The organism is Klebsiella sp. ME-303, from assembly GCF_007910085.1.
Taxonomy (GTDB): domain Bacteria; phylum Pseudomonadota; class Gammaproteobacteria; order Enterobacterales; family Enterobacteriaceae; genus Klebsiella; species Klebsiella michiganensis.
The window spans coordinates 58,925-82,775 of sequence record NZ_VOJB01000095.1; the positions used below are offsets into that span (position 1 = coordinate 58,925).

Annotated in this window: 20 protein-coding genes; 11 read left to right on the plus strand and 9 right to left on the minus strand. The window is 56.1% G+C overall.

The genetic code is table 11. The features are described from left to right. Positions 1 to 14: 14 nt before the first annotated feature. Both FQK12_RS23070 and yieE read right to left on the minus strand, forming a co-directional pair. On the minus strand, positions 15 to 1,484 hold the full coding sequence (locus tag FQK12_RS23070) for an amino acid permease (RefSeq protein WP_004852681.1): 1,470 nt from the start codon (positions 1,482 to 1,484) through the stop codon (positions 15 to 17). Between the two features lie 159 nt (positions 1,485 to 1,643). Next, complete coding sequence (gene yieE, locus FQK12_RS23075; RefSeq protein ID WP_014230160.1) at positions 1,644 to 2,510, minus strand: DNA-binding transcriptional regulator YeiE; 867 nt, start codon at positions 2,508 to 2,510, stop codon at positions 1,644 to 1,646. A 172-nt stretch (positions 2,511 to 2,682) separates the two neighbouring features. Here yieE and FQK12_RS23080 point away from each other — a divergent pair, with 172 nt between their 5' ends. The 3 genes from FQK12_RS23080 to FQK12_RS23090 all read left to right on the plus strand — a co-directional run bounded on the left by FQK12_RS23080 (position 2,683) and on the right by FQK12_RS23090 (position 5,778). Further along, positions 2,683 to 3,732 (plus strand): YeiH family protein, encoded by a 1,050-nt coding sequence (locus FQK12_RS23080; protein ID WP_014230161.1) that lies wholly within the window; start codon positions 2,683 to 2,685, stop codon positions 3,730 to 3,732. 95 nt (positions 3,733 to 3,827) lie between these two features. After that, positions 3,828 to 4,685 (plus strand): deoxyribonuclease IV, encoded by an 858-nt coding sequence (gene nfo, locus FQK12_RS23085; protein ID WP_014230162.1) that lies wholly within the window; start codon positions 3,828 to 3,830, stop codon positions 4,683 to 4,685. A gap of 1 nt (position 4,686) precedes the next feature. Then, complete coding sequence (locus tag FQK12_RS23090) at positions 4,687 to 5,778, plus strand: sugar kinase (protein WP_014230163.1); 1,092 nt, start codon at positions 4,687 to 4,689, stop codon at positions 5,776 to 5,778. A 31-nt stretch (positions 5,779 to 5,809) separates the two neighbouring features. Here the strand turns inward: FQK12_RS23090 and FQK12_RS23095 are convergent, their stop codons facing one another. The 6 genes from FQK12_RS23095 to fruB all read right to left on the minus strand — a co-directional run bounded on the left by FQK12_RS23095 (position 5,810) and on the right by fruB (position 13,118). Next, positions 5,810 to 7,060 carry a NupC/NupG family nucleoside CNT transporter gene (locus tag FQK12_RS23095; protein WP_014230164.1) on the minus strand — a complete coding sequence of 417 codons (1,251 nt, stop codon included), beginning with the start codon at positions 7,058 to 7,060 and terminating at the stop codon, positions 5,810 to 5,812. 95 nt (positions 7,061 to 7,155) lie between these two features. Further along, positions 7,156 to 8,091, minus strand: coding sequence for a pseudouridine-5'-phosphate glycosidase (locus FQK12_RS23100; protein WP_014230165.1), 936 nt, complete (start codon positions 8,089 to 8,091; stop codon positions 7,156 to 7,158). Next, complete coding sequence (locus FQK12_RS23105) at positions 8,084 to 9,019, minus strand: pseudouridine kinase (protein ID WP_032719921.1); 936 nt, start codon at positions 9,017 to 9,019, stop codon at positions 8,084 to 8,086. Before FQK12_RS23105 ends, FQK12_RS23100 begins: the two co-directional genes overlap by 8 nt. A gap of 324 nt (positions 9,020 to 9,343) precedes the next feature. Further along, positions 9,344 to 11,032 carry a PTS fructose transporter subunit IIBC gene (gene fruA, locus FQK12_RS23110; RefSeq protein WP_014230167.1) on the minus strand — a complete coding sequence of 563 codons (1,689 nt, stop codon included), beginning with the start codon at positions 11,030 to 11,032 and terminating at the stop codon, positions 9,344 to 9,346. A 16-nt stretch (positions 11,033 to 11,048) separates the two neighbouring features. After that, on the minus strand, positions 11,049 to 11,987 hold the full coding sequence (fruK, locus tag FQK12_RS23115) for a 1-phosphofructokinase (RefSeq protein WP_004103928.1): 939 nt from the start codon (positions 11,985 to 11,987) through the stop codon (positions 11,049 to 11,051). After that, positions 11,988 to 13,118, minus strand: coding sequence for a fused PTS fructose transporter subunit IIA/HPr protein (gene fruB / locus FQK12_RS23120; protein WP_014230168.1), 1,131 nt, complete (start codon positions 13,116 to 13,118; stop codon positions 11,988 to 11,990). 331 nt (positions 13,119 to 13,449) lie between these two features. On the opposite strand from fruB, the gene setB reads away from it, so the two are divergent. Continuing rightward, the gene (gene setB / locus FQK12_RS23125; protein WP_014230169.1) at positions 13,450 to 14,631 is read left to right on the plus strand and encodes a sugar efflux transporter SetB; all 1,182 of its coding nucleotides are present in this window, start codon (positions 13,450 to 13,452) and stop codon (positions 14,629 to 14,631) included. Positions 14,632 to 14,655: 24 nt separating this feature from the next. Here the strand turns inward: setB and FQK12_RS23130 are convergent, their stop codons facing one another. After that, positions 14,656 to 14,907: a YkgJ family cysteine cluster protein gene (locus FQK12_RS23130; RefSeq protein ID WP_014230170.1), complete on the minus strand. Its 252-nt coding sequence runs from the start codon at positions 14,905 to 14,907 to the stop codon at positions 14,656 to 14,658. Positions 14,908 to 15,055: 148 nt separating this feature from the next. Between FQK12_RS23130 and yeiP the strand changes: the two genes are divergently transcribed. The 7 genes from yeiP to FQK12_RS23165 all read left to right on the plus strand — a co-directional run bounded on the left by yeiP (position 15,056) and on the right by FQK12_RS23165 (position 23,848). Continuing rightward, positions 15,056 to 15,628: an elongation factor P-like protein YeiP gene (gene yeiP / locus FQK12_RS23135; RefSeq protein ID WP_004122911.1), complete on the plus strand. Its 573-nt coding sequence runs from the start codon at positions 15,056 to 15,058 to the stop codon at positions 15,626 to 15,628. A gap of 283 nt (positions 15,629 to 15,911) precedes the next feature. After that, entirely contained in the window at positions 15,912 to 17,378 is a 1,467-nt protein-coding gene (locus FQK12_RS23140) for a mannitol dehydrogenase family protein (RefSeq protein ID WP_014230171.1), read from the plus strand. Between the two features lie 118 nt (positions 17,379 to 17,496). Continuing rightward, positions 17,497 to 18,474: a CobW family GTP-binding protein gene (locus FQK12_RS23145; RefSeq protein WP_014230172.1), complete on the plus strand. Its 978-nt coding sequence runs from the start codon at positions 17,497 to 17,499 to the stop codon at positions 18,472 to 18,474. A 35-nt stretch (positions 18,475 to 18,509) separates the two neighbouring features. After that, positions 18,510 to 19,223: a phosphatase PAP2 family protein gene (locus FQK12_RS23150; RefSeq protein WP_025106743.1), complete on the plus strand. Its 714-nt coding sequence runs from the start codon at positions 18,510 to 18,512 to the stop codon at positions 19,221 to 19,223. A gap of 426 nt (positions 19,224 to 19,649) precedes the next feature. Further along, positions 19,650 to 20,219, plus strand: coding sequence for a bifunctional murein DD-endopeptidase/murein LD-carboxypeptidase (gene mepS, locus FQK12_RS23155; RefSeq protein WP_004122922.1), 570 nt, complete (start codon positions 19,650 to 19,652; stop codon positions 20,217 to 20,219). Positions 20,220 to 20,409: 190 nt separating this feature from the next. Continuing rightward, on the plus strand, positions 20,410 to 21,972 hold the full coding sequence (locus tag FQK12_RS23160; protein ID WP_014230174.1) for a cyclic di-GMP phosphodiesterase: 1,563 nt from the start codon (positions 20,410 to 20,412) through the stop codon (positions 21,970 to 21,972). 70 nt (positions 21,973 to 22,042) lie between these two features. Then, positions 22,043 to 23,848, plus strand: coding sequence for an extracellular solute-binding protein (locus FQK12_RS23165; protein WP_025106741.1), 1,806 nt, complete (start codon positions 22,043 to 22,045; stop codon positions 23,846 to 23,848). The last annotated feature ends 3 nt before the right edge of the window (positions 23,849 to 23,851 follow it).

A 23,851-nucleotide genomic window follows, 5' to 3' on the forward strand; every position in this document is an offset into this window, starting at 1 on the left:
GGCGTCAGCTGACCTTAGCTTTTAAAACGCTCCGGGAACTTCATTTCGCTGTAGCGCACAAAACGCGTTCCTTTCGCCAGCTTGTAACCGAACCAGATCACCAGGAACAGCGGAATGCCGATATAGGTTGCCGCCACGCCGCCCCAGTCGATGGTATCTTTGAGGAACGCTTCGTAATTCTGGCCCAGGGTAATGATCAGGCACAGCACGAAAGCGAAGATCGGCCCCAGCGGGAAAAAGCCGGAACGATACGGCAGATCGTTGAGATCGTTCCCCTGCAGCACGTAGCCACGACGGAAGCGATAGTGGCTAATAGCAATCCCCAGCCAGGCGATAAAGCCGGTCATGCCGGAGGTATTCAGCAGCCACAGGTAAACGGTCTGATTACCGAACATCGAGCTCAGGAAGCACAGCCCTGCAATCACCGTGGTGGCATACAGCGCATTACGCGGCACGCCGCCTTTAGACAGTTTAGAGAAAATACGCGGCGCTTTGCCATCGCAGGCCAGGGTGTAGAGCATGCGGGTGGACGCGTACATCCCGGAGTTACCCGCCGACAGTACCGCCGTCAGAATAACCGCGTTCATAATCGCCGCCGCCGACAGCAGCCCCGCGTGCTGGAAGACCAGCGTGAACGGGCTGACGGAAATATCTTTCACGTCGTTACGCAGCAGGCTCGGGTCGGTATACGGAATAATCAGGCTGATGATCAGGATGGCGAACACATAGAACAGCAGGATACGCCAGAACACCTGCCGCACGGCGCGCGGAATGTTCTTCTCCGGATTTTCCGACTCGCCGGCCGCGATGCCGATAAGCTCGGTTCCCTGGAACGAGAAGCCGACAATCATCGCCACGCCAATCATCGCCGCAAAGCCGCCGGCAAACGGCGCATCGTCGACAACCCAGTTGCTCCAGCCCGCCGGCTGTGCGCCTTTAAAGATGCCAAAGATCATCATCACGCCGACAATAATAAAGATGATGACGGTGGCCACTTTGATCAGCGAGAACCAGTATTCCGCTTCACCAAAGCCTTTTACCGAGATCCAGTTCAGCAGGAACATGATGCCGAGGAACAGCGCGCTCCAGACCCAGCCGGGTGCATCGGGGAACCAGTAGGTCATCACCAGCTGAGCGGCAACGAGGTCAACGGCGATGGTCACCGCCCAGTTGTACCAGTAGTTCCAGCCCAGCGCGAAGCCAAAGCCTTCCTCAACGTAATTCTGCCCGTAGGTGGCAAAAGAGCCGGACACCGGCATAAACGCCGCCAGCTCGCCGAGGCTGGTCATCAGGAAATAAACCATCAGGCCGATGAGAATATAAGAGAGCAGCGCCCCACCCGGGCCCGCCTGAGAAATCGTTGCGCCAGAGGCAACAAAAAGACCTGTACCTATGGAACCGCCAATCGCGATCATGGTCAAGTGGCGCGCCTTCAGTTCACGACGTAAACCGGGCGCTTCTGTGGTTTTAGTATCCGAAACCATGTGAAAATGCTATCCATCCAAAAAACGAGGCGAGATTGTAGCAGAGTGTCTGTGATCCATCCGATACAATTGCAAAGTTATAAGAGAGCTTCATGATCGAGCATGGATTATTAGTAAAGCATGAAATCCCGAAAACGCCAGCGCGCGTGGCGTCAGCTTTTACACGTCGCAATAATGCAGAAATCGCTGTAATGCCTTGGAAATATGCTTCTGCCGGTGATGAATGCGCCACAAGGTACGGGTTAAGCGCGGCAGCGGAATCGTCAGCTCCACCAGCGATCCGACTTCAAGCTGCTCCGCCACCACGCGTCGCGACAGGCAGCTAATGCCCAGACCGTGGCGCACCGCGTGCTTGATGGCTTCCGAGTTGCCCAGCTCCATCCCAAGATGAAACGCCGGTAAATGCGAGAGTAATAAATAGTCGACGATCTCCCGGGTCCCGGAGCCGTGCTCGCGTAAAATCCACGGCGCTTCCGCCAGCCGTTGCAGCGTCACCTCCCCTGCCAGCAGCGGCGAATCCGGCGCGGCAAAGACCACCAGATCATCTTCCAGCCAGGGTTCGGCGATAATATCCGCGGCGTGACAGGGACCTTCAATCAGCCCGATATCCACGCGCAGATCGGCCACCGCATTGATCACGTCCTGGCTATTGCCCACGCTCAGCTCCAGCGGTAAATCCGGCAGATCGCGTCGATAGCGCGCAATGATTTCCGGCAGAATATAGTTGCCGATGGTGCTGCTGGCGTAGACGCGGATCGCGCCGTTGTCGCCGCGAAACAGCTGCTCTATCTCCAGCGCCCGCTCCAGCAGCGCCAGCGCCCGCGGATAAAGCAGCCTGCCGTGCTCGTTGACCACCAGCCTTTTCCCTACGCGGTCAAAGAGCTGCACCCCCAGCTGCCCTTCCAGTTCGGTCAGCGCCGCGCTAACCGCCGACTGGGAAAGCGCCAGCATTTGCGACGCCTGAGTGGTCGATCCGCTTTTTAAAACTTCAGCAAAAACTTCCAGCTGACGTAGCGTGATATGCATATTTTTCCTGCCTTTATAGACGACTCGCGATCCGCGGCGTGAGGCTGAGGCCCATCGTTCTCAAACCGCGAAACCGCGTTTTTACCACTTATTTCGATTAATTATAAATATATAATCAATTTTATATTTAAACCAGCGAGTCGTATGCTTTTCCCAGACAAAGGAGAAGGTTATGACAGCACTCACTTTACCGACTAAACATCGCCCATTGCGGCACTTTGCACCTGGACTGGCGCTCACCGCCCTGCTCACCGGCGCAGCGCTGTGGGCCGGTAGCTTTCCGGCTATCGCTGGCGCGGGCTTCAGCGCCCTCACGCTGGCCATTTTATTCGGCATGGTCATCGGTAACACGGTTTACCCGAAAATCTGGCAGCCCTGCGACGGCGGCGTGATTTTTGCGAAGCAGCACCTGCTGCGTCTCGGCATCATCTTATACGGCTTTCGCCTGACGTTCGCCCAGATTGCCGACGTCGGCGTCGGCGGTATCGTGATTGACGTTCTGACGCTTTCCAGCACCTTTTTGATCGCCTGTTTTCTTGGGCAAAAGGTTTTCGGCCTCGATAAACATACCAGCTGGCTGATTGGCGCCGGCAGCAGCATCTGCGGTGCGGCAGCGGTACTGGCGACGGAACCGGTCGTCAAAGCGGAGGCCAGCAAAGTCACGGTCGCCGTCGCCACGGTGGTGATTTTCGGTACCATTGCCATCTTCCTGTACCCGGCGATTTATCCCTTCCTGGCGCACTGGTTCACGCCGGAAGCCTACGGCATTTATATGGGTTCGACGATGCATGAGGTTGCTCAGGTTGTCGCGGCAGGCCACGCGGTGGGTCCGGACGCGGAAAACGCGGCGGTGATTGCAAAAATGCTGCGCGTGATGATGCTGGCTCCGTTCCTGCTGTTCCTCGCCGCGCGCGTGAAGCAATTAGCCCCGGCAAACGGCGGTGAGAAAAGTAAAATCACCATTCCGTGGTTTGCGATCCTGTTTATTCTGGTGGCGGTGTTTAACTCCTTCCACCTGCTGCCGAAAGCGGTTGTCGATATGCTGGTCACGCTGGATACCGTACTGCTGGCGATGGCGATGGCCGCCCTCGGCCTGACCACCCACGTCAGCGCGCTGAAAAAAGCCGGCGCCAAACCGCTGCTGATGGCGCTGATGCTCTTCGTCTGGCTGATTGTCGGCGGCGGCGCGATTAACCTGGCCATTCATAGCCTGATGGCCTGAAGCCCCTCGCTACTCAGGTTGTATTAAGGATGATGTAACTCTCCGGCTAAGCCGCTATCATTACCCTCCCCCCAGCGGCTTAACTGGAGTTTTTTATGAAATATATTGGAGCGCACGTCAGCGCCTCCGGCGGTGTAGCCAACGCCGCCATTCGCGCAGCCGAAATCGGCGCGACCGCATTTGCCCTCTTTACCAAAAACCAGCGCCAGTGGCGCGCCGCCCCTCTGAGCGACGAAACCATTGCTGAATTTAAAGCCGCCTGCGAAAAGTACCAGTTCGGCCCGGGGCAAATTCTGCCGCACGACAGCTATCTGATAAACCTCGGTCATCCGGTTGAGGACGCGCTGGAAAAATCCCGCGATGCCTTTATTGATGAACTCTCCCGCTGCCAGCAGCTCGGCCTGACGCTGCTGAATTTCCATCCGGGTAGCCATCTGCAGCAAATCCCGGAAGACGAATGTCTGGCGCGTATCGCCGAATCGATCAATATCGCGCTGGCAAAAACCGAAGGCGTCACGGCGGTCATTGAAAACACCGCCGGCCAGGGCAGTAACCTGGGCTTTAAGTTTGAGCATCTGGCGGCCATCATCGACGGTGTGGAAGATAAATCACGCGTCGGCGTGTGCATTGATACCTGTCACGCCTTCGCCGCCGGCTACGACCTGCGCAGCGCCGAAGAGTGCGAAAAAACCTTCGCTGATTTCGACCGAATTGTGGGTTTCCAGTATCTGCGCGGTATGCACCTGAACGATGCGAAAAGCGCGTTCGCCAGCCGCGTTGACCGTCACCACAGCCTGGGTGAAGGCAATATTGGCCATGATGCTTTCCGCTGGATTATGCAGGACCGCCGCTTTGACGGTATCCCGCTGATTCTGGAAACGATCAATCCTGATATCTGGGCGGAAGAGATCGCCTGGCTGCGGGCGCAGCAAACGGAAGAGGCCACGGTCTGATATGAACGACAGGGAAAAGCAGATCCTCAAAATTTTGCGGCGCAATCCGCTAATTCAGCAGCATGAGATTGCCGATATTCTGCAGATTAGCCGCTCCCGCGTGGCCGCGCACATTATGGACCTCACGCGTAAGGGGGCCATCAAGGGCAAAGGCTACATCCTTACCGAGCAGGAGTACTGCGTCTCGCTGGGCGCGGTGAATATGGATATCCGCGGAATTGCCGATATTCATTATCCTCAACCGGTCTCCAACCCGGGGAATATCCAGTGCTCCGCCGGCGGCGTGGCGCGGAACATCGCGCATAACCTGGCGCTGCTGGGCCGCGATGTGCATTTGATTTCCGCCGTCGGCAGCGACTTTTACGGCGAAACGCTGCTGGAGCAAACCCGCCAGGCGGGCGTTAACGTGCAGAGCTGTATCCGCCTGCACGGCCATAACACCGCCACCTACCTCTCCATCGCTAACCCGCAGGAAGAGACGGTGCTGGCGATTAACGATACGCATATTTTACAGTCGCTCACGCCCCAGCTGCTGAATCAGTACCGGGATCTGCTGACGCATGCCGGCGTCATTCTGGTCGATTGTAATTTGACGGAGCAGTCGCTGGAGTGGGTATTTACCCTGGCTAACGGCATTCCGGTATTTGTTGATACCGTGTCCGAGTTTAAAGCGCACCGCATTCGCCCATGGCTGGGGAAGATCCACACCCTTAAACCCACGCTGCGCGAACTCCAGATCCTCTGGGGACAGGCTATCGAAAACGACGCGGATCGCGATCGGGCGCTAGCATGGCTGCACGAAAGGGGAACTCAGCGGGTGGTGATTTGCTCGGAAGACGACGCTGTTTTCTGTAGCGAAGCAGGGGGTGAACGCTTCCGAATGAGTCTGCCGGACCATACGACGATAGACAGCTTCGGCGCCGACGATGCGCTAATGGCAGGGCTACTTTATAGCTATCTCGACGGTAGCGACTTTAAAGAGAGCGTCGCTTTCGCCATGGCCTGCACCGCCATCACCCGCGCCAGCGACGGTATCAACAACCCCTCGTTGTCCGTTGATAACGCGCTCAATTTACTTCCCGGCGTGGCGTAGCGCGCACCGCAGGCGCGGTGCGCGCAGCCTGTTATGCCAGACCAATAAAGAACCCGGCAATGGTGGCGCTCATCAGGTTAGAGAGCGTGGCCGCCGCCAGGGCGCGCAGCCCAAGCTGGGCAATCTCCGGCGCGCGCTGCGGTGAAATGGCCGAAAACGCCCCGACAACCACGCCGATCGAGCCAAAGTTGGCGAAACCGCACAGCGCGAACGAGATGATCGCAACGGTTTTCACGTCCAGATTGCCGCCGGCTTGCAGATAGGGAGAAAAGTTGAGGTAGGCGACGAATTCGTTTATCGCCAGCTTTTGGCCAATCAGGCTGCCCGCCAGCGTCGCATCGCTCCAGTCAACGCCCATAATCCATGCCAGCGGCGCGAGCAGGAAGCCGAAAATTCCCTCCAGCGTGGCGTGACCGTAGCCGAACCAGCCGCCAATGCCGCCGATAATACCGTTCAGCAGAGCAATAATCGCCACAAACGCCATCACTACCGTTGCCACCCCGGCGGCAATTTTCAGGCCGGTCATCGCCCCTGACGCCGCCGCCTCAATAACGCTTTTCGGCGGCGTCTCGGTGAAGGAGAGATTGTCGAAAGTGACCTGGGATGCTTCGGTTGCCGGACTCAGCATACGGGCAAACAGAATCCCGCCGGGGATAGCCATAAGCGAAGCGGCCAGCAGATAATCAATCGGCACGCCCATACCGGCATAGCCGATCATCATCGACCCGGCGATCGACGCCATCCCGCTGCAAATCGCGGTAAACAGCTCATTGCGGTTGAGCTTGTTGATAAACGGTTTGACGATCGCCGGGATCTCATTTTGCCCAAGAAAAATGGTGGTCACGGCGACAAAAGACTCAATTTTGCTGATATTCAGCGCCTTCTGGAAGATGCCCCCGAGAATCCGGATCAGCAGCCCCATCACGCCGAGGTAGTAAAGCAGGCTTATCAGCGCGGTGACAAAAATGATGGCGGGCAGCACGCGGAAGGCGAAGATAAAGCCGGCGCCGTCAAACAGCACGTCCATCTTCGGGCCGACCAGTGAACCAAAAATAAACGCGCTTCCGGCGTCGCTATAGGACATGACTTTATGTACCCCAAGCGCGGCCTGCTCGACCAGCCACTTGCCCGGCGGAAAGTAGAGCATCACCCCGCCAATGACGATTTGCAGCAGCAGCGCCGCCCCTACCGTTCTGACGCTGATGCGTTTTTTATTGACTGACAGCGCAAAGGCAATGGCCAGCAACACCACCATCCCCAGAAGACTTCTCATGATGTCCATAATGATATCCTTACCTGGTGGAAAACCCGGCGCGGGCCAGGCTTTCGGTATCGTTGATATCGGGGCGGGCAACCGCAAACGGCCCGCAACTGCCGTCAGGCTACCTGCTGATACTCTTTGGCAATCTCGCAGGCCAGAATGGCGTTGTTGAAGACCAGCTGAATATTGGATTTCAGGCTGTCTCCGCAGGTCAGCTCCGCAACGCGGGCCAGCAGGAACGGCGTACTCGCTTTCCCCACCACGCCCTGCTCTTCCGCCTCCTTCACCGCCCGGTTGATGGCGGCGTTGATTTTCTCTTCCGGCATCGCGAACGCTTCAGGAATGGGGTTCGCCACCACCATGCCGCCATTCAAACCCGACTGCCATTTCACCGCCATCGCTTTGGCGATCTCTTTGGCGCTATTGAGGCGAATGCTGACGTCAAACGGGCTGGTTCGGCAGAAGAATGCCGGCAGCGCAGAGGTTTGATAACCAATAAGCGGAACGCCAAACGTTTCTAAATATTCGGTCGTTAAACCGAGATCGAGAATAGATTTTGCACCGGCGCAGACGACGGTGACGTTGGTATTTGCCAGCTCCTGCAAATCGGCGGAAATATCAAACGTGTGCTCGGCTCCGCGATGTACACCGCCAATTCCGCCGGTGGCGAAGACTTTAATTCCGGCCATTGCGGCAATAATCATGGTGGACGCCACGGTGGTCGCGCCATTTAATCCCGCGGCGACAACAAAGGGTAAATCACGACGACTGACTTTGGCGACGTTATGCCCTTCGCGGCCCAGCAGTTCAATTTCTTCACGGCTTAAGCCAACTTTCATGACGCCATGAATAATCGCAATGGTTGCCGGCACCGCCCCCTGGCGACGAATGGTTTCTTCTACTTCCAGCGCCGTTTGCGCATTTTCCGGAAATGGCATGCCGTGAGAAATAATGGTCGATTCCAGAGCCACTACTGGCTGATTATTTTTCAACGCCTGCTGAACTTCCGCAGAAACCTGTAATAATTCAGAGGAAATATTTAATTCAGACATATTCTTTCTCCACTACCTTTTTTACGTTGGCGTAAGATAATTCAGGGTTATTGGTGAATTCCGATGAGAGCGCCAGAGAAGAGCATCCCTGAGCAAACTTCACCGCTTGCGAAAATGAACAGCCGTCGAGCCAGCAGCAGGCAAGGCCGGCCATCATGGCGTCACCGGCGCCGGTGACGTTAACGACCTGCGTTTTTAGCGGCGCTGACCAGCCGCGTTCGCCCTCTTTCTCGCTGTAGTAAACCCCGTCGCCGCCCATGCTCAGCACCAGGCGCTTCAGGCCACGCTGATGAAACCAGTCGGCAACGCGCGCGACGTCATCCGTGCCGGACAGCGCGATGCCGCTCAGCGTTTCAGCTTCAATTCGGTTCGGTTTCAGGGTGTGAATACGCTCCAGATGCTGGCTGATTTTCACGCATTTCCAGGCTGAAACCGGATCGACAAAAACGGGCGTTGCGCCGCAGTTTTCCATCAGCCAGGCGAGAGCGGCCTCGCTGATATTGCAATCAACGACAATCACCGCAGCGTTGCGGATAAAATCATGATGCTGTCTTAAAAACGCTGGCGTAATATGTTCTGTGATGCTCATATCATTAATCGCCACCAGCATTTCACCGGTATTATCAAGCAGCGATAAATAGCTTGAAGTACCTTCTCCCTGGATAACCTGACATTTATCGACGTGAACCCCGGACTGGGCCGTTTGTTTTAATAGAGAGTGGCCATAAAAATCGTCACCGACAACCGATAATAGCCACGCTGTTTTATTTAACAAGGCAATGTTTTGCGCAATGTTTCGCCCTACGCCGCCGGGAGTATATTTTATTTTCCCGGGGTTAGAATCCGCATAGTTCAACGATACATTGGAATAACCAGCAACATCCATATTTGCCGATCCAATAATTACAACGTAATCATTTTCAGGCATAAAAATACCCTCCAGCATAAAAAATGCTATGGCAGTGGAATTATTGAATATCAATAAATAAGCATACTCCCATTCATCACCCCTCAGTAAACACATGTTTGAATGTGAACATGTGTTTATGTTAAGCGGAATGTTTTTAAAGTAAAGAGGTCAGCAAGAGGGATTTCATATGAACATGAACAAAATCACAAAAAATGAGCCGTATGGTTTTTAAACAGTTTAAAAATGCGAAGGAGAGCACATACGGCAGGATGAGCGGGAGGAGATGAGGCATAAAAAAAGGGCAGAGAAGACTCTGCCCTTGAGAACGATTTAGTAGGTCGATCAGGCTGCTTTTTCGACTACCTGAACTTCAGGACGTTTCAGCACCGCGTAGGAGAGCCCTGCGACCAGCGTACCGACGACAATCGCCATCAGGTAACCGAGTACCGGCGTAATCGCGCCAGGAATCAGCAGGACGAACAGACCGCCGTGCGGCGCCATCAGCTTAGCACCGACCGCCATGGACATCGCGCCGGTGACCGCGCCGCCAACGATACAGCAGGGCAGGACGCGCATCGGGTCGCGAGCAGCGAACGGAATCGCGCCTTCGGTGATAAAGCACAGGCCGAGAACCAGTGCGGCTTTACCGCCTTCCTGCTGCGCTTTGTCGAACTTGTTACGCGCAACCAGCGTCGCCAGACCCAGCGCCAGCGGTGGAACCATACCCGCCGCCATAATGGCCGCCATCGGCGCATAGGTTTGGGTACTCAGAAGACCAACACCAAAGGCGTAGGCCGCTTTGTTCACCGGACCGCCCATGTCGGTACACATCATACCGCCGAGGATCGCACCGAGCAGAACCGCGTTTGCCGTGCCCATGGTTTGCAGCCAGTGGGTCAACGCTTCGAGGATCCCGGCAACGGGCTTACCAATCAGGTAAATCATCGCCAGACCTACGATCAGGCTGGAAACCAGTGGAATGATCAGGATTGGCTTCAGCGCCTCCATACTTTGCGGCAGTTTCAGCTTCGTACTGATCGCTTTCGCCACGTAACCGGCAAGGAAACCAGCGATGATACCGCCGATAAAGCCGGACCCGGTGCTTACCGCCAGCATACCGCCGATAAGACCCGGCGTCAGGCCCGGACGGTCAGCGATGGAGAAGGCGATAAAGCCCGCCAGTACCGGCACCATCAGCGCGAAGGCTGAGCCCCCACCGATTTGCATCAGCGCGGCGGCCAGGGTGTCTTTCACTTCAAAGGCTTTAATACCAAAAGCGAAGGAAAGCGCGATACACAGACCGCCCGCCACTACCATCGGCAGCATGTACGACACGCCGGTCAGCAGGTGGCGATAGGCGCCAGCGGACTCTTTTTTGCCTTCCGCCGCGGCCTGGGATTTACCCGCAGGCTGATACGGTTTCGCTTCAACAACGGCTTTATCCAGCTCCTGAGCGGTTTTCTTCAGCGCCAGACCGGTGGTGGTGCGATACATCGGCTTACCGGCAAATTTCGCCAGATCCACTTCGATATCGGCAGCCACCACTACCAGATCCGCCTGTTCAACTTCTTCCGGGGTGATTGCATTGCCCGCGCCCACGGAGCCGCGCGTTTCAACTTTCACCCACCAGCCGCGTTTTTTGGCTTCGGTTTCAATCGCTTCCGCCGCCATAAAGGTGTGCGCCACCCCGGTCGGACAGGCGGTGACCGCCACGATGCGTTTCGGACCGTTGGTCGCTGCAGGTACAGCGGCAGCGGCCGGGGCACTGTAAGGCGTTGCATGGCTTTTGGCCTCACCGAGGAACAGCTCCGGGTGCGCTACGGCGCGGTTAATATCGCCGAGATAGACCTTTTTGCCGTTCAGCGCGCTGTCGGCCGGCAGCGCCGTGCCCAGCACAATCGCCAGCTCAGCGTCGTTCGGGTTATCAATCAGTTCGAGTTGCGCTTTTTGCGCCGCAGTGCTTAACAGGGTCTTCGCCATATAGGCGCGAGCCTGTCCAAGCCCGGCATCAATAATCAGCAGCGTTTTCATTATGCCTCTCCTGCTGTTAATTAAAGGGTTGTAAGTCGACGCGCGCCATCATTGCGGCCAACTGGGTACGATCGGTAATACCGACATTGCTCTGACTCACCGCCAGCGCGGCAACTGCCGTTGCCAGGCGCAGCGTATGTTCGCTGGACTCACGCATCAGCAGGCCATAAATCAGGCCGCCAACCATGGAGTCACCGGCGCCAACGGTGCTTACCACTTCAACGGAAGGCGGCTTGGCAATCCACTCTCCGGATGCGTTAACCCACAGAGCGCCTTCTTCGCCAAGGGAGATAACCACGTGGGCAATTCCCTGCTCACGCAGCGCATGAGCGGCTTCAATCACATCTTTCATTTCAGGCAGCTTGCGGCCCGCCCAGATTTCCAGCTCGCGACGGTTAGGTTTAACCAGCCACGGCGCCGCTTTCAGACCGGCAACCAGCGCTTCGCGGCTGCTGTCAAAAATGATGCACGGGCACTGGCTACGCAGACGGGTCATCCAGTCAGTGAATGCTTCCGGGCTGACGCCAGACGGCAGGCTACCGCTCACGCAAACCATATCGAACTGGCCCAGCCAGCTCAGGGAATCGTTAACAAAACGCTCCCAGTCGCCCGGCGTGACTTCAAAGCCGGAGAAGTTGAAATCGGTGACTTCGCCGTCTTTCTCCGTCAGCTTGACGTTGATACGGGTACGGCCCTGAACAACCTGAAAACGGTTAGCAATGCCCAGCTCGCTGAACAGCTGCTGAAAACCATCCTGATTGTCTTTACCGAGGAAACCGCCAACGGTGACGTCGATACCGAGATCTTTCAGCACTTTTGCAACGTTGATCCCCTTCCCTGCGGCGTGCAAACCGGTAGTGCGAACAAGGTTAACCTCACCGCGTTCAATTTCCGGGGTAAAACCCACCAGGTCATAGGCCGGGTTTAAAGTAATCGTTGCGACACGTCTGCTCATTTATGCGCCCTCCCCAAGGCCTGCGGCGATCGCTTCGCCAATCGCATCCAGCGCCTGCTGCGCATCATCACCCTGCGCGGTAAAGCGCAAGCGGTGACCTTTTTTCACGCCCAGCGCCACGACCTTCATCAGGCTGCGGCCGTTGGCCGGTTTGCCCGAACCATCAAGGTTGGTGACGGTAATGTCGCTGGAGAATTGTTTAATGGTATTAACCAGCATCGTGCCGGGACGCGCGTGCAGCCCGTGCTCGTTGCGGATAACGTATTCCGCGCTGAGAACATCTTCCGCAATCGCGTCGTCGCTGGTCAGCAGCGCCAGCAGCGTGGCGCCATCAGCCTTCAGCAAACGGTCAGCTTTTTTGTCGAGCAGCAAATTGCTCAGGCGATTAAGCACGGCGGTCGGCTGGTCATCGGCCATCGCGACGGTGATCAGTAGAGAAACCGGCTGCTCATCGCTGGTAAAGGCGTTGGCCGCGCGGCTGACGGCAACGGCGCTGCGCAGGTTGCCTTCGGTGCTGTCGTTCAGCCAGATGCCCTGACCGAGGTTCAGCGGTTTATCATTAATCGTACGGCTAACAAAGGAAGCATCGACCGCGCCGGCTTCTTTCAGCCGAGCGGCATTCAGCGCCTGCAGGGTCAGCAGGTCGCTGGCGACAACGTCCAGGGTCAGCGTCTCGTTATCCAGCTTCAGCGCTTCGCTCTGCTTTTCACCCATCAACAGGGCGCGCAGCTCTTCAGCGGTCGTCGCGGACTTAAGTTGTTCAGCAACGGAGTCGTCGCTCAGCACGTGGGTCAGCTGACGCAGCAGCCCCAGGTGTTCATCCGAGCTGGCGGCGATACCGATGGCGACGTAGGCGGTTTGCCCTTCGCCCCAGGTCACGCCCTGCGGGAACTGATACACCTGAACGCCGGTTTTCAGTACCTGATCGCGGGTGTCGGTGGTACCGTGCGGAATCGCAATACCGTTGCCAAGGAAAGTGGAGGTTTGCTGCTCGCGAGCCAGCATCCCGTTGATGTAGCCGTCTGCCACGTTGCCCGCGCTGACCAGCGCGGAGGCAACCTGACGAATAGCCTCTTCTTTATTACCGGCCTGCTGACCGGGATGAATATCCTGCACAGATAACTGGAACATGGTTCTCCTCTCCTGCTGAATTGAATCGTTTCAGCTACTTTGAGAAAAAATGCGTCATCTACCTGCCGGAGAATCTCCCGATGACGCTGAAACGTTTCAAGAAGTCTGTACCTTTATTAGCCGCCAGGCAAGAAAAGTTCGTTTTCTGATAACAGAAGTTAGAGATACAGCACACTTTTGCTGAAGCGGGAGCGTCGAGGCCGGAAAAACTTCAGCTTTCTGCTGAAGTTTGATTTTGAAACATCTTTTTGATTTATTCGTGCCCTGGTACTGTTCATTTTCTGAGTGACGGCGTAAACTCCGCGACTCCTGAAAACCGATGAACGCCGACATGCAAAACAGTAGCGCCGCCCTGCCACGACGCGGGTTTGATTTCACCTCTTCCGCCTTTCTGATCGTCGCCTTCCTGACGGGTATCGCCGGGGCACTCCAGACGCCAACGCTGAGCCTGTTTCTGACGAACGAGGTTCACGTACGGCCGGCGATGGTCGGCTTCTTTTTTACCGGTAGCGCGGTGATCGGCATTCTGGTGAGCCAGTTCCTAGCCGGGCGTTCGGATCGCAAAGGCGACCGCAAGCGGCTGATTGTCTTCTGCTGCCTGATGGGCGTGCTGGCCTGCGTGCTCTTCGCCTGGAACCGTAACTACTTTATTTTGCTGTTCATCGGGGTATTTCTCAGCAGCTTCGGCTCCACCGCCAACCCGCAGATGTTTGCCCTCGCCCGCGAGCATGCGGACAAAACGGGCCGCGAGGCGGTCATGTTTAGCTCGATTCTGCGCGCTCAGGTATCGCTGGCATGGGTTATCGGACCGCCGCTGGCCTACGCGCTGGCCATGGGTTTTGGCTTTACGGTGATGTATCTCAGCGCGGCAGTTGCCTTTGTGGTCTGCGGCGCGATGGTCTGGTTTTTTCTTCCCAGCATGCGTAAAGAGCCGAAGATCGCTACGGGCCATCTTGAAGCGCCGCGCACCAACCGCCGCGACGCGCTGCTGCTGTTTATCATCTGTACGCTGATGTGGGGAATCAACAGCCTGTACATCATTAATATGCCGCTGTTTATCATCAATGAACTGCATTTACCGGAGAAGCTGGCCGGGGTCATGATGGGCACCGCCGCCGGGCTGGAAATCCCGACCATGCTGATTGCGGGCTACTACGCCAAACGTTTCGGCAAGCGTTTCCTGATGCGCATCTCTGCGGTGGCCGGCGTGCTGTTTTACGTCGGCATGCTAACCGTACATACCCCTGGACTACTGCTGGCCCTGCAGGCGCTGAACGCCATTTTTATCGGTATCCTGGCCGGTATCGGCATGCTCTATTTTCAGGATCTGATGCCCGGACAGGCGGGCGCGGCCACCACGCTTTATACCAATACCACGCGCGTTGGCTGGATTATCGCCGGTTCGCTGGCGGGAGTCGTTGCGGAAGTCTGGAGCTATCACGCCGTATTCTGGATTGCGCTGGTGATGGGGGTCGTCACTCAGGCCTGTCTGTGGCGTATTAAAGACGTTTAAGGGTATCCGCGCCGGCTTGCACCGTCACGAAGTGCTCAGCTCAAGATGAAGCAGCCAGGTCATGGCGTCTTCGCGATTGGTGGCGCACATTTCCGCTTCCGGCTTCAGGCTGGCGCACACTTTCGGCCTTAACGGCGAGCCAAAAATAGCGCAGAGATTATTTTGCGATAGCTGCACGCAGCGGGTGTTTGCCGGCTTGCCTTGCGGCATGCCCGGGATAGGGCTGGAGATAGAAGGAGCGATACAGCAAGCTCCGCATTCAGGGCGGCATTCCATAATCGACTCTTCCGATAACGCTTTTAGCAGCCCAGCCTAAACGTTTTACCTGAAGATAGCAAAACCGACGAATTCCACTTGCCTGAAAGGCCCGGCGCGAGTAGTTTTACGCGATATTTTCGACCCTTTAAGTGACAGGATTACCGCAATGCCAAGAGCGAATGAAATTAAAAAAGGTATGGTGCTGAATTACAACGGCAAACTGCTGATTGTTAAAAATATTGATATTCAGTCACCCAGCGCCCGCGGCGCAGCGACGCTGTACAAAATGCGTTTCTCCGATGTACGCACCGGCCTGAAAGTGGAAGAACGCTTCAAAGGCGACGACATCGTCGATACCGTCACCCTGACCCGCCGCTTCGTTGACTTCTCCTATATCGATGGCAACGAATACGTCTTTATGGATAAAGAAGATTACACCCCGTATATCTTCACCAAAGAGCAGATCGAAGAAGAGCTGCTGTTTATGCCGGAAGGCGGCATGCCGGATATGCAGGTTCTGACCTGGGACGGCCAGCTGCTGGCGCTGGAACTGCCGCAGACCGTGGATCTCGAAATCGTTGAGACGGCGCCGGGTATCAAAGGCGCATCCGCAAGCGCGCGTAACAAACCGGCGACGCTGAGCACCGGCCTTGTTGTTCAGGTGCCTGAATACCTGAGCGCGGGAGAGCGTATCCGCATCCATATCGAAGAGAGCCGCTACATGGGCCGCGCGGACTAAACTCCGCGTTTGCAACACCCTGGAGGGCAGCCAGCGGCTGTCCTTTTTATTAGCCCCTTATCCGCAATCTCCCCCTCCGCCAAAAGCTGTTATACCAATAATAGCGAAGCTACCGCTAATCTCACCGGCTCTCTCCGCATACTTTGCGGCCTGACCGTTTACCGCGACAGAATTGCATGATCAAGTTCACATTAAGCGGATAAATAAGGCTCACCAATTTAATTTGTTGTCATATATCTTTACACTGGCCATGTTAATTATTGGTTAATCAGGTGTGTTAAGAATGACAACCATTGCGACAGCCACGCTGCCGGAAGGCGTACAGCTTCCTCGATACGATCGCAGTCAGCTGCGTTCGCGTATTGTGCATTTCGGTTTTGGCGCGTTTCATCGCGCGCACCAGGCCCTTCTCACCGATCGGGTGCTCAACGCCGGCGGCGGAGACTGGGGGATTTGTGAGATTAGCCTGTTCAGCGGCGATCGGCTGATGAGCCAGCTTCGCCAGCAGGACCACCTGTTTACCGTGCTGGAAAAAGGCGCCGAGGGCAATCAGCCGATTGTTGTCGGCGCCGTTCATGAGTGTCTGAATGCGAAACTGGATTCGCTGGCCGCCATTATTGAGAAATTTTGCGAACCGCAGGTCGCCATTGTCTCTCTGACCATCACCGAGAAGGGCTACTGCATCGATCCGGCCAGCGGCCAGCTGGATATGACGCAGCCGCGCATTATTCACGATCTGCAAAATCCGACGCTGCCGCAATCGGTTCCCGGCATTCTGGTGGAAGCGCTGGCGCGCCGCCGACAGCGGGGGCTACCGCCGTTTACCGTCCTCTCCTGCGATAATATTCCCGATAATGGACATGTGGTAAAAAACGCCGTGCTGGGAATGGCCGAAAAACGGGACCCCGAGCTGGCGCAGTGGATTGCCGAACACGTCAGCTTTCCCGGTACCATGGTTGACCGCATCGTGCCCGCCGCCACCGATGAGTCGCTGGCAGAAATTAGCGCGACGCTAGGCGTGGAAGACCCCTGCGCAATCAGCTGCGAACCCTTTATCCAGTGGGTCATTGAAGATAACTTTGTTGCCGGTCGCCCGGACTGGGAAACCGCGGGCGTCCAGATGACCGATGACGTTTTACCGTGGGAACAAATGAAGCTACGGATGCTCAACGGTAGCCACTCGTTTCTCGCCTGGCTTGGCTATCTGGCTGGCCATGCGCACATTAGCGACTGCATGCAGGATCCGATTTTCCGCAGCGCCGCCTACCGCCTGATGCTTGACGAACAGGCGCCGACCTTATCCATTCAGGGCGTTGACCTGACGGCGTACGCTGACAGCCTGATCGAGCGCTTCAGCAACCCGGCGCTGAAGCATCGCACCTGGCAAATCGCCATGGACGGTAGCCAGAAGCTGCCGCAACGTATGCTTGAGGGTATTCGCGTCCATCTCGCTCGGGGCAGCCGCTGGCCGCTGCTGGCGCTCGGCGTGGCCGGCTGGATGCGCTACGTCAGCGGTATTGACGATGCCGGAAATGCGATTGATATTCGCGATCCGCTGGCCGATAAGATGCAGAAACGGGTTGCTGCCAGCGATGAACACCAGCGCGTGGCGGCCCTGCTTACGCTGGAAGAGATCTTTGGCCGCGACCTGCCGCAGAACCCGCAGTTTGTCGCTCATATCACCGCCGCATGGCATCAGCTCGCCGCTTTTGGCGCGCGTCAGGCGATTGCCGGCACGCTGAACGCTTAACAATTTCTGCCTTTTAGCGGACAGATCCTCCTTCTGTCCGCGGTAGGACTTCTCTTTTCCCCTTTTTTTCGTCAGGATAGCGTAACTGTTACAACATTACATTTACCCTGGAGAAAAAGTGACCAAAACCAATTTGATCACGGGGTTTCTCGGCAGCGGCAAGACGACGTCGATTCTGCATCTGCTGGCCCATAAGCCCGCGGATGAAAAATGGGCCGTGCTGGTCAACGAGTTTGGTGAAGTGGGCATTGACGGCGCGCTGCTGGCGGAAAGTGGCGCGCTGCTCAAAGAGATCCCCGGCGGCTGCATGTGCTGCGTGAACGGTCTGCCGATGCAGGTCGGGCTCAACACCCTGCTGCGCCAGGGCAAACCCGATCGCCTGCTGATTGAACCCACCGGGCTTGGCCATCCTAAACAGATCCTCGATATGCTGACCGCCGCAATATACGAGCCGTGGATCGACCTGCGCGCCACCTTATGCGTGCTGGATCCGCGCCAGCTGCTGGACGAAAAAATTGTGACCAACGACAACTTTCGCGACCAGCTGGCCGCCGCTGACGTCATTATCAGTAATAAAGCCGACCGCGCAACGGAGGAAAGCCAACGCGCATTCGCCGCCTGGTGGCAGACCTATGCCGGCGATCGGCGGTTCGTCAGCGCCACGCGGGGGAATATCGACCCGGCACTGCTTGATTTGCCGCGCCGCAATCTTGCGCCGCTTCCCGCCAGCCCCGAACACGCGCACGGCCACGGGCAGAAACAGGGCCTTGCGGCACTGAGCCTCCCTGCCCATCAGCGCTGGCGTCGCAGCCTCAATAGCGGCCAGGGCTATCACGCCTGCGGCTGGATTTTTGACGCCGAAACCGTTTTCGACACCGTGGCCCTGCTCGAATGGGCGCGCCTGGCGCCGGTCGGGCGCGTAAAAGGCGTGATGCGCATCGCGGAAGGAGTGGTACGCATCAACCGCCAGCAGCGCGATCTGCATATTGAGACGCAGAACGTTTCTCCCCCCGATAGCCGTATCGAGCTGATTGCCGATACCGAAACGGACTGGAACGCACTGCAGGCCTCCTTGTTGAGGATTCGTTTAAGTTAAGACGGCTATGGTTGCCGTCGTTTACCCAACACACGATAGTTATGATTAAAAATCGAATTCCCCTAATCCTGCTGCTGAACGCGGCGGGTGTTGCGCTTTTTTGTTCATGGTACCTTCCCGTTAACCATGGTTTCTGGAATCCGCTGGACTCGGCGATCTTCTATTTCTTTAACCATCTGGTTGGCGTGAGCACCGCTTACACCTGGCTGCTGGCGATTATCAACAACCGCGCATTTGATGCCTGCTCGCTACTGGCAATGGGCAGCCTGATGCTAAGCTTCTGGTTTAAAGAGCAGAGCGCCGGACGCCGCCGGGTGATTATCATCGGCCTGGCGATGCTGCTGGCCGCCGTCATCATCAATCAGCTTGCCCAGCACCTGATGCCGGTTAAGCGCGCCAGCCCTTCGCTCTCTTTTACCGATATCACCAAAGTGAGCGATGTGATCTCCTTCCCCACTAAAGATGCGTCTAAAGATAGCTTTCCAGGCGATCACGGTATGATGCTGCTGATTTTTGCCTCATTTATGTGGCGCTATTTTGGTCGCCGGGCGTTTGCCATCGCGCTGGTCATATTCGTGGTGTTCGCTTTTCCACGCGTAATGATTGGCGCTCACTGGTTTACCGATATTGCCGTCGGCTCATTAACGGCGGTACTCATTGGTGCCCCCTGGGTATTGATGACCCCGCTGAGTGATAATGTCATTGCGTTATTTGAGCGTTATCTTCCGGGTAGAAAAACTAAAAATTAAATCTATCTTTACAATTAATTAATATCATTCATAAGGGATCGTTCTGGGTCCCTTTTTTTGTCCGCGCGTTTTTTCTCATCCGGCATCATCTTCCCGTCATAGTAATCATGTTAGAAATGAGTAAATTGCGTATTTTTTACCCATTGCTGTCGCTATTTTGCCCTTTGCCGATGATTCACTTTTTGTCGCAAAAATACTTATAAGAAAATGCGTAAAACCGCTCGCCATCCCCCGGTTGATCGGGTAACCTCAATCTCGTTTTGCCTCGTCAGCGACATCAATTCAGAGAATGAATAAATTTGTGCGTCAGTCCACAGTTTTATGCTTACGGAATTGTCTCATTGCGACCAGGTAATTAGGCTCTAACACGTTTGGCATTTTTTATAACGACATTGTCGTTAAGGACAACAAGGGATAACACACAGCATGGTCAAATCTCAGCCGATTTTGAGATATATCTTGCGGGTCGCCCCCGCGATTGCAGTTGCGGTTCTGCTTTCCGCGTGTAGTTCAAATAGTACCGCCAGGAATATGCATTCTGAGACGCTTGCTGTGGGTAGTGGCGATTTATCATCACTGCAAGCCTCTCAGGATGAATTTGAAACAATGGTCCGCAACCTGGACGTTAAGTCCCGCTTGATGGATCAATATGCCAGCTGGAAGGGCGTGCGTTACCGCCTCGGCGGCAGCACCCGTAAAGGCATCGATTGTTCCGCCTTTGTGCAACGGACTTTCCGCGAACAGTTTGGCCTGGAACTGCCGCGCTCGACTTCAGAGCAGCAGGATTCCGGAAAATCGATCAGCCGCGCGCAGCTGCGCACCGGTGATTTAGTTCTGTTCCGTGCAGGTTCCACGGGCCGCCATGTAGGGATCTACATCGGCAACAATCAGTTTGTTCATGCTTCCACCAGCAGCGGTGTGACGATTTCAAGCATGGATGAGCCGTACTGGAAAAAGCGCTATAACGAAGCGCGACGCGTTCTGAGCCGTTCGTAATCGTCTTCTGCCGTTGGTTAATCCCTTGGCCAACGAAAGAAATAAAAAAAACACTGCCGAGGCGGTGTTTTTTTTTGCTCGCCAGCCAGGAAACTTCGTAAAATAAGCGATGTCTTTAAGCAGGGATAGAAAAAGCGATTTCTATCAGCCCCCTGGCGCAAATCAACAATACGGACTGACTATATAGCCTATGCCTACCCGTCATCTCGCTCCCCGGCGAAAAATCTGGCTGACCAGCATATGTGTTGGAATAGCCGTCGCCCTGCTGGCCGGTAGCATCCAGTTTATGGTGATTTATCACAACCGCGCGGAGCGTTTCGACGCCATTATTCATAACGTTCATACGTATCTGCAGGACTACTTTCACGATTTGAAGCAGACGATTCAGGGCATGCAGCCGCTGGTCGATCAACCCTGTGAAAACGTTGCCTCAGGCTTAACCGCCCATGCGGCATTCAGCCCGAACGTCCGCGCCATCCTGCTGGTCAAAAATGGCCTTGCGTTTTGCTCCTCCGCCACAGGCGCTATGAACACGCCCTTAACCCAGCTCATTCCGCAGCTTAATCTTACTCAAGCGGTCGATATGGCGATTCTGCCCGGGACGCCAATGATGCCGAAAAGCGCCGCGCTGGCGCTGTGGGTCCGCAGCCCACACGGCGGGAAAGACGGTATTTTTGTCTCGATTAATGCCAACCTGACGCCCTATATTCTCTACTCAGCCCGACAGAATGATTTCAGCGGCCTGGCGCTGGCCATTAAGGACACCGCCATTTCCACCTTCAGCAACCAACTTATCGACCCGCAGACGCTGCTCTCGCCGCCCATTCGCCAGACGCAAATCGACGGCCTGCCGCTGAAGGTTTATCTCTACGCGAACAGCTGGCTGGCGGAGAATACGCAGTTTGCTCTGCTGCTGGGCGTCGTGTGCGGGCTGCTGGCCGGGCTTTTAAGCTACTACATCCTGACGATTAAATCGGACCCGCGCAAAGAGCTGCTGCTGGCGATCAAAAACGATCAGTTCTATGTGGTTTATCAACCGGTGGTGAGGTCAGAGACGCTGCGCATCAGCGGCGTTGAGGTGCTGATGCGCTGGCGACATCCCGTGGCCGGCGAGATCCCTCCCGATGTGTTTATCAACCTTGCTGAAACCCAGCAGATCATTATTCCGCTCACCCGCCATCTGTTAAAACTGATTGCGCAGGATGCGCCTGTTCTGCAAACGCTCCTGCCCGCAGGGAGCAAGCTGGGAATAAATATCTCCCCCCTTCATCTGCACGCAGGCAGCTTTCAGCAGGACCTTCAGCACTTCGCCGCCGCCATGCCGGCCGGCCATTTTAGCGTGGTGCTGGAGATCACCGAGCGCGCGATGATCGATAAAAATCGATCCTTAGGGAACTTCGACTGGCTGCACGAACAGGGCTTTGAAATTGCGATTGATGATTTTGGTACCGGCCATAGCGCGCTAATCTATCTGGAGCGCTATGACTTTGATTACCTGAAGATAGACCGCGGCTTCGTGCAGGCTATCGGCACTGAGACCGTCACCTCACCGGTGCTTGATGCCGTTATCACCCTGAGCCGCCGCCTGAAGCTCACCACGGTCGCTGAAGGGGTGGAAACGCAGGAACAAGCGGAATGGCTGCGCGACCACGGGGTAAACTATTTACAGGGCTACTGGTTAAGCCGGCCGCTGACGCTGGACGCGCTGATCGCCGCCCATGATGAACCGGCGAAATATTTCACAAGCCGCTAAGGGTCCTTTATTATTTGCTATCAAAGGTCAGGCCGCTTCAGGTCTGACATTGGAGGGCGTCATCCTGGTTATTTTTGCACGCATCAGCCTGATCCTGCTGACCTTATTTAGCCTGCAGAGCCAGGCGCAAACGATTAAAGAGAGCGACAGGTTCGCTATTATCGGCGAACCGAAATACGCCGCGGGCTTTGACCATTACGATTATGCCAACCCCGCCGCGCCTAAAGGCGGGGCGATTACCCTCGCGGCCATCGGTACTTTTGATAATTTCAATCGCTACGCCATGCGCGGCAACCCCGGTATTCGTACCGAAAGCTTATACGACACGCTATTCACCACCTCTGATGATGAGCCCGGCAGCTACTATCCGCTGATCGCCGAGCATACGCGCTATGCCGATGATTTTTCATGGATGGAGATCGCGCTCAATCCCCGCGCCCGCTATCACGATGGCAGCCCCGTCACCGCCAGCGATGTCGCGTTTACCTTCCAGAAGTTTATGACCGAAGGGGTGCCGCAGTTTCGCCTCTATTATAAAGGCACCACCGTAAAAGCCATCGCTCCGCTCACCGTACGCATTGATTTAGCCAAACCGGGCAAAGAGAACATGCTTAGCCTGATGACGCTACCGGTGATGCCGGAAAAATTCTGGAAAAACCATAAACTCAGCGACCCGCTATCCGCCCCACCGCTGGCCAGCGGCCCGTATCGCATCACCGCCTGGCGCATGGGCCAGTACATTACCTACTCGCGGGTTAAGGACTACTGGGCCGCCGACTTACCGGTCAACCGCGGGCGCTGGAATTTCGATACGCTGCGCTACGACTATTACCTGGACGACAACGTCGCTTTCGAAGCCTTTAAGGCCGGCGCCGTCGACCGTCGCGAAGAGAACGTTGCCAAGAACTGGGCTACCCGCTACGTCGGGCGCAATTTTACCCACGGCTATATCGTTAAAGATGAATACACCAACACCTCGGCGCAGAATACGCAGTGGCTGGCCTTTAACATTCAGCGCCCGGTATTTTCCGACCGCCGGGTACGCGAAGCCATTACCCTCGCCTTTGATTTTGAATGGATGAATAAGGCGCTGTTTTATCACTCCTACAGCCGCGCCAACAGCTTCTTTCAGAATACCGAATACGCGGCGCGCGATTATCCGGATGCCGACGAGCTGGCGCTGTTAACGCCGCTGAAAAAAGAGATCCCGGCCGAAGTTTTCACGCAGATATACCGCCCCCCGGTTTCCAGCGGCGATGGTTTCGAACGCGCAAACTTGCTGAAGGCGGATGCCATCCTTAACCAGGCGGGATGGATAGTGAAAAACCAGCGGCGGGTTAATGCGAAAAGCGGCAAACCGTTACGCTTTGAGCTGCTGCTTCCTTCCGGCAGCAGCGATCGCTGGGTCCTGCCCTTCCAGCACAACCTCCAGCGGCTCGGCATCGTCATGGATATTCGCCAGGTCGACAACTCCCAGTACAGTAACCGCAAGCGCAGCCGGGATTACGACATGATGCCCAACGTCTGGCGCGCCACGCCATGGCCCGGCACCGACCTGCAAGTCTCCTGGGACTCCGAATATATTAACTCCAGCTATAACGCCTCAGGGGTACAAAGCCCGGCCGTCGACCGGCTCATCGCGCAGATTATTCGCTGGCAGGGTAATAAAGAAAAGCTGCTGCCGCTGGGCCGGGCTCTCGACCGCGTGCTGACCTGGAACTATTACATGCTGCCGATGTGGTATATGGCGCAGGACCGAACCGCATACTGGGACAAATTCTCCTTCCCGCAGACCCGCGCGGTCTACTCCTCCGGTTTCGAAAACTGGTGGTACGACGCAAGCAAAGCGGCCAGACTCCCCGCGGACAGACGCTAAGGA

Coding starts and splice junctions, on each gene's coding strand:
- fruK (WP_004103928.1), bottom strand. CDS start 11,987: ATGAGCAGACGTGTCGCAACGATTACTTTAAACCCGGCCTATGACCTG.
- FQK12_RS23070 (WP_004852681.1), bottom strand. CDS start 1,484: ATGGTTTCGGATACTAAAACCACAGAAGCGCCCGGTTTACGTCGTGAA.
- FQK12_RS23100 (WP_014230165.1), bottom strand. CDS start 8,091: ATGTCTGAATTAAATATTTCCTCTGAATTATTACAGGTTTCTGCGGAA.
- setB (WP_014230169.1), top strand. CDS start 13,450: ATGCAAAACAGTAGCGCCGCCCTGCCACGACGCGGGTTTGATTTCACC.
- nfo (WP_014230162.1), top strand. CDS start 3,828: ATGAAATATATTGGAGCGCACGTCAGCGCCTCCGGCGGTGTAGCCAAC.
- FQK12_RS23140 (WP_014230171.1), top strand. CDS start 15,912: ATGACAACCATTGCGACAGCCACGCTGCCGGAAGGCGTACAGCTTCCT.
- fruA (WP_014230167.1), bottom strand. CDS start 11,032: ATGAAAACGCTGCTGATTATTGATGCCGGGCTTGGACAGGCTCGCGCC.
- FQK12_RS23090 (WP_014230163.1), top strand. CDS start 4,687: ATGAACGACAGGGAAAAGCAGATCCTCAAAATTTTGCGGCGCAATCCG.
- fruB (WP_014230168.1), bottom strand. CDS start 13,118: ATGTTCCAGTTATCTGTGCAGGATATTCATCCCGGTCAGCAGGCCGGT.
- FQK12_RS23160 (WP_014230174.1), top strand. CDS start 20,410: ATGCCTACCCGTCATCTCGCTCCCCGGCGAAAAATCTGGCTGACCAGC.
- FQK12_RS23105 (WP_032719921.1), bottom strand. CDS start 9,019: ATGCCTGAAAATGATTACGTTGTAATTATTGGATCGGCAAATATGGAT.
- yeiP (WP_004122911.1), top strand. CDS start 15,056: ATGCCAAGAGCGAATGAAATTAAAAAAGGTATGGTGCTGAATTACAAC.
- FQK12_RS23130 (WP_014230170.1), bottom strand. CDS start 14,907: ATGGAATGCCGCCCTGAATGCGGAGCTTGCTGTATCGCTCCTTCTATC.
- yieE (WP_014230160.1), bottom strand. CDS start 2,510: ATGCATATCACGCTACGTCAGCTGGAAGTTTTTGCTGAAGTTTTAAAA.
- mepS (WP_004122922.1), top strand. CDS start 19,650: ATGGTCAAATCTCAGCCGATTTTGAGATATATCTTGCGGGTCGCCCCC.
- FQK12_RS23095 (WP_014230164.1), bottom strand. CDS start 7,060: ATGGACATCATGAGAAGTCTTCTGGGGATGGTGGTGTTGCTGGCCATT.
- FQK12_RS23080 (WP_014230161.1), top strand. CDS start 2,683: ATGACAGCACTCACTTTACCGACTAAACATCGCCCATTGCGGCACTTT.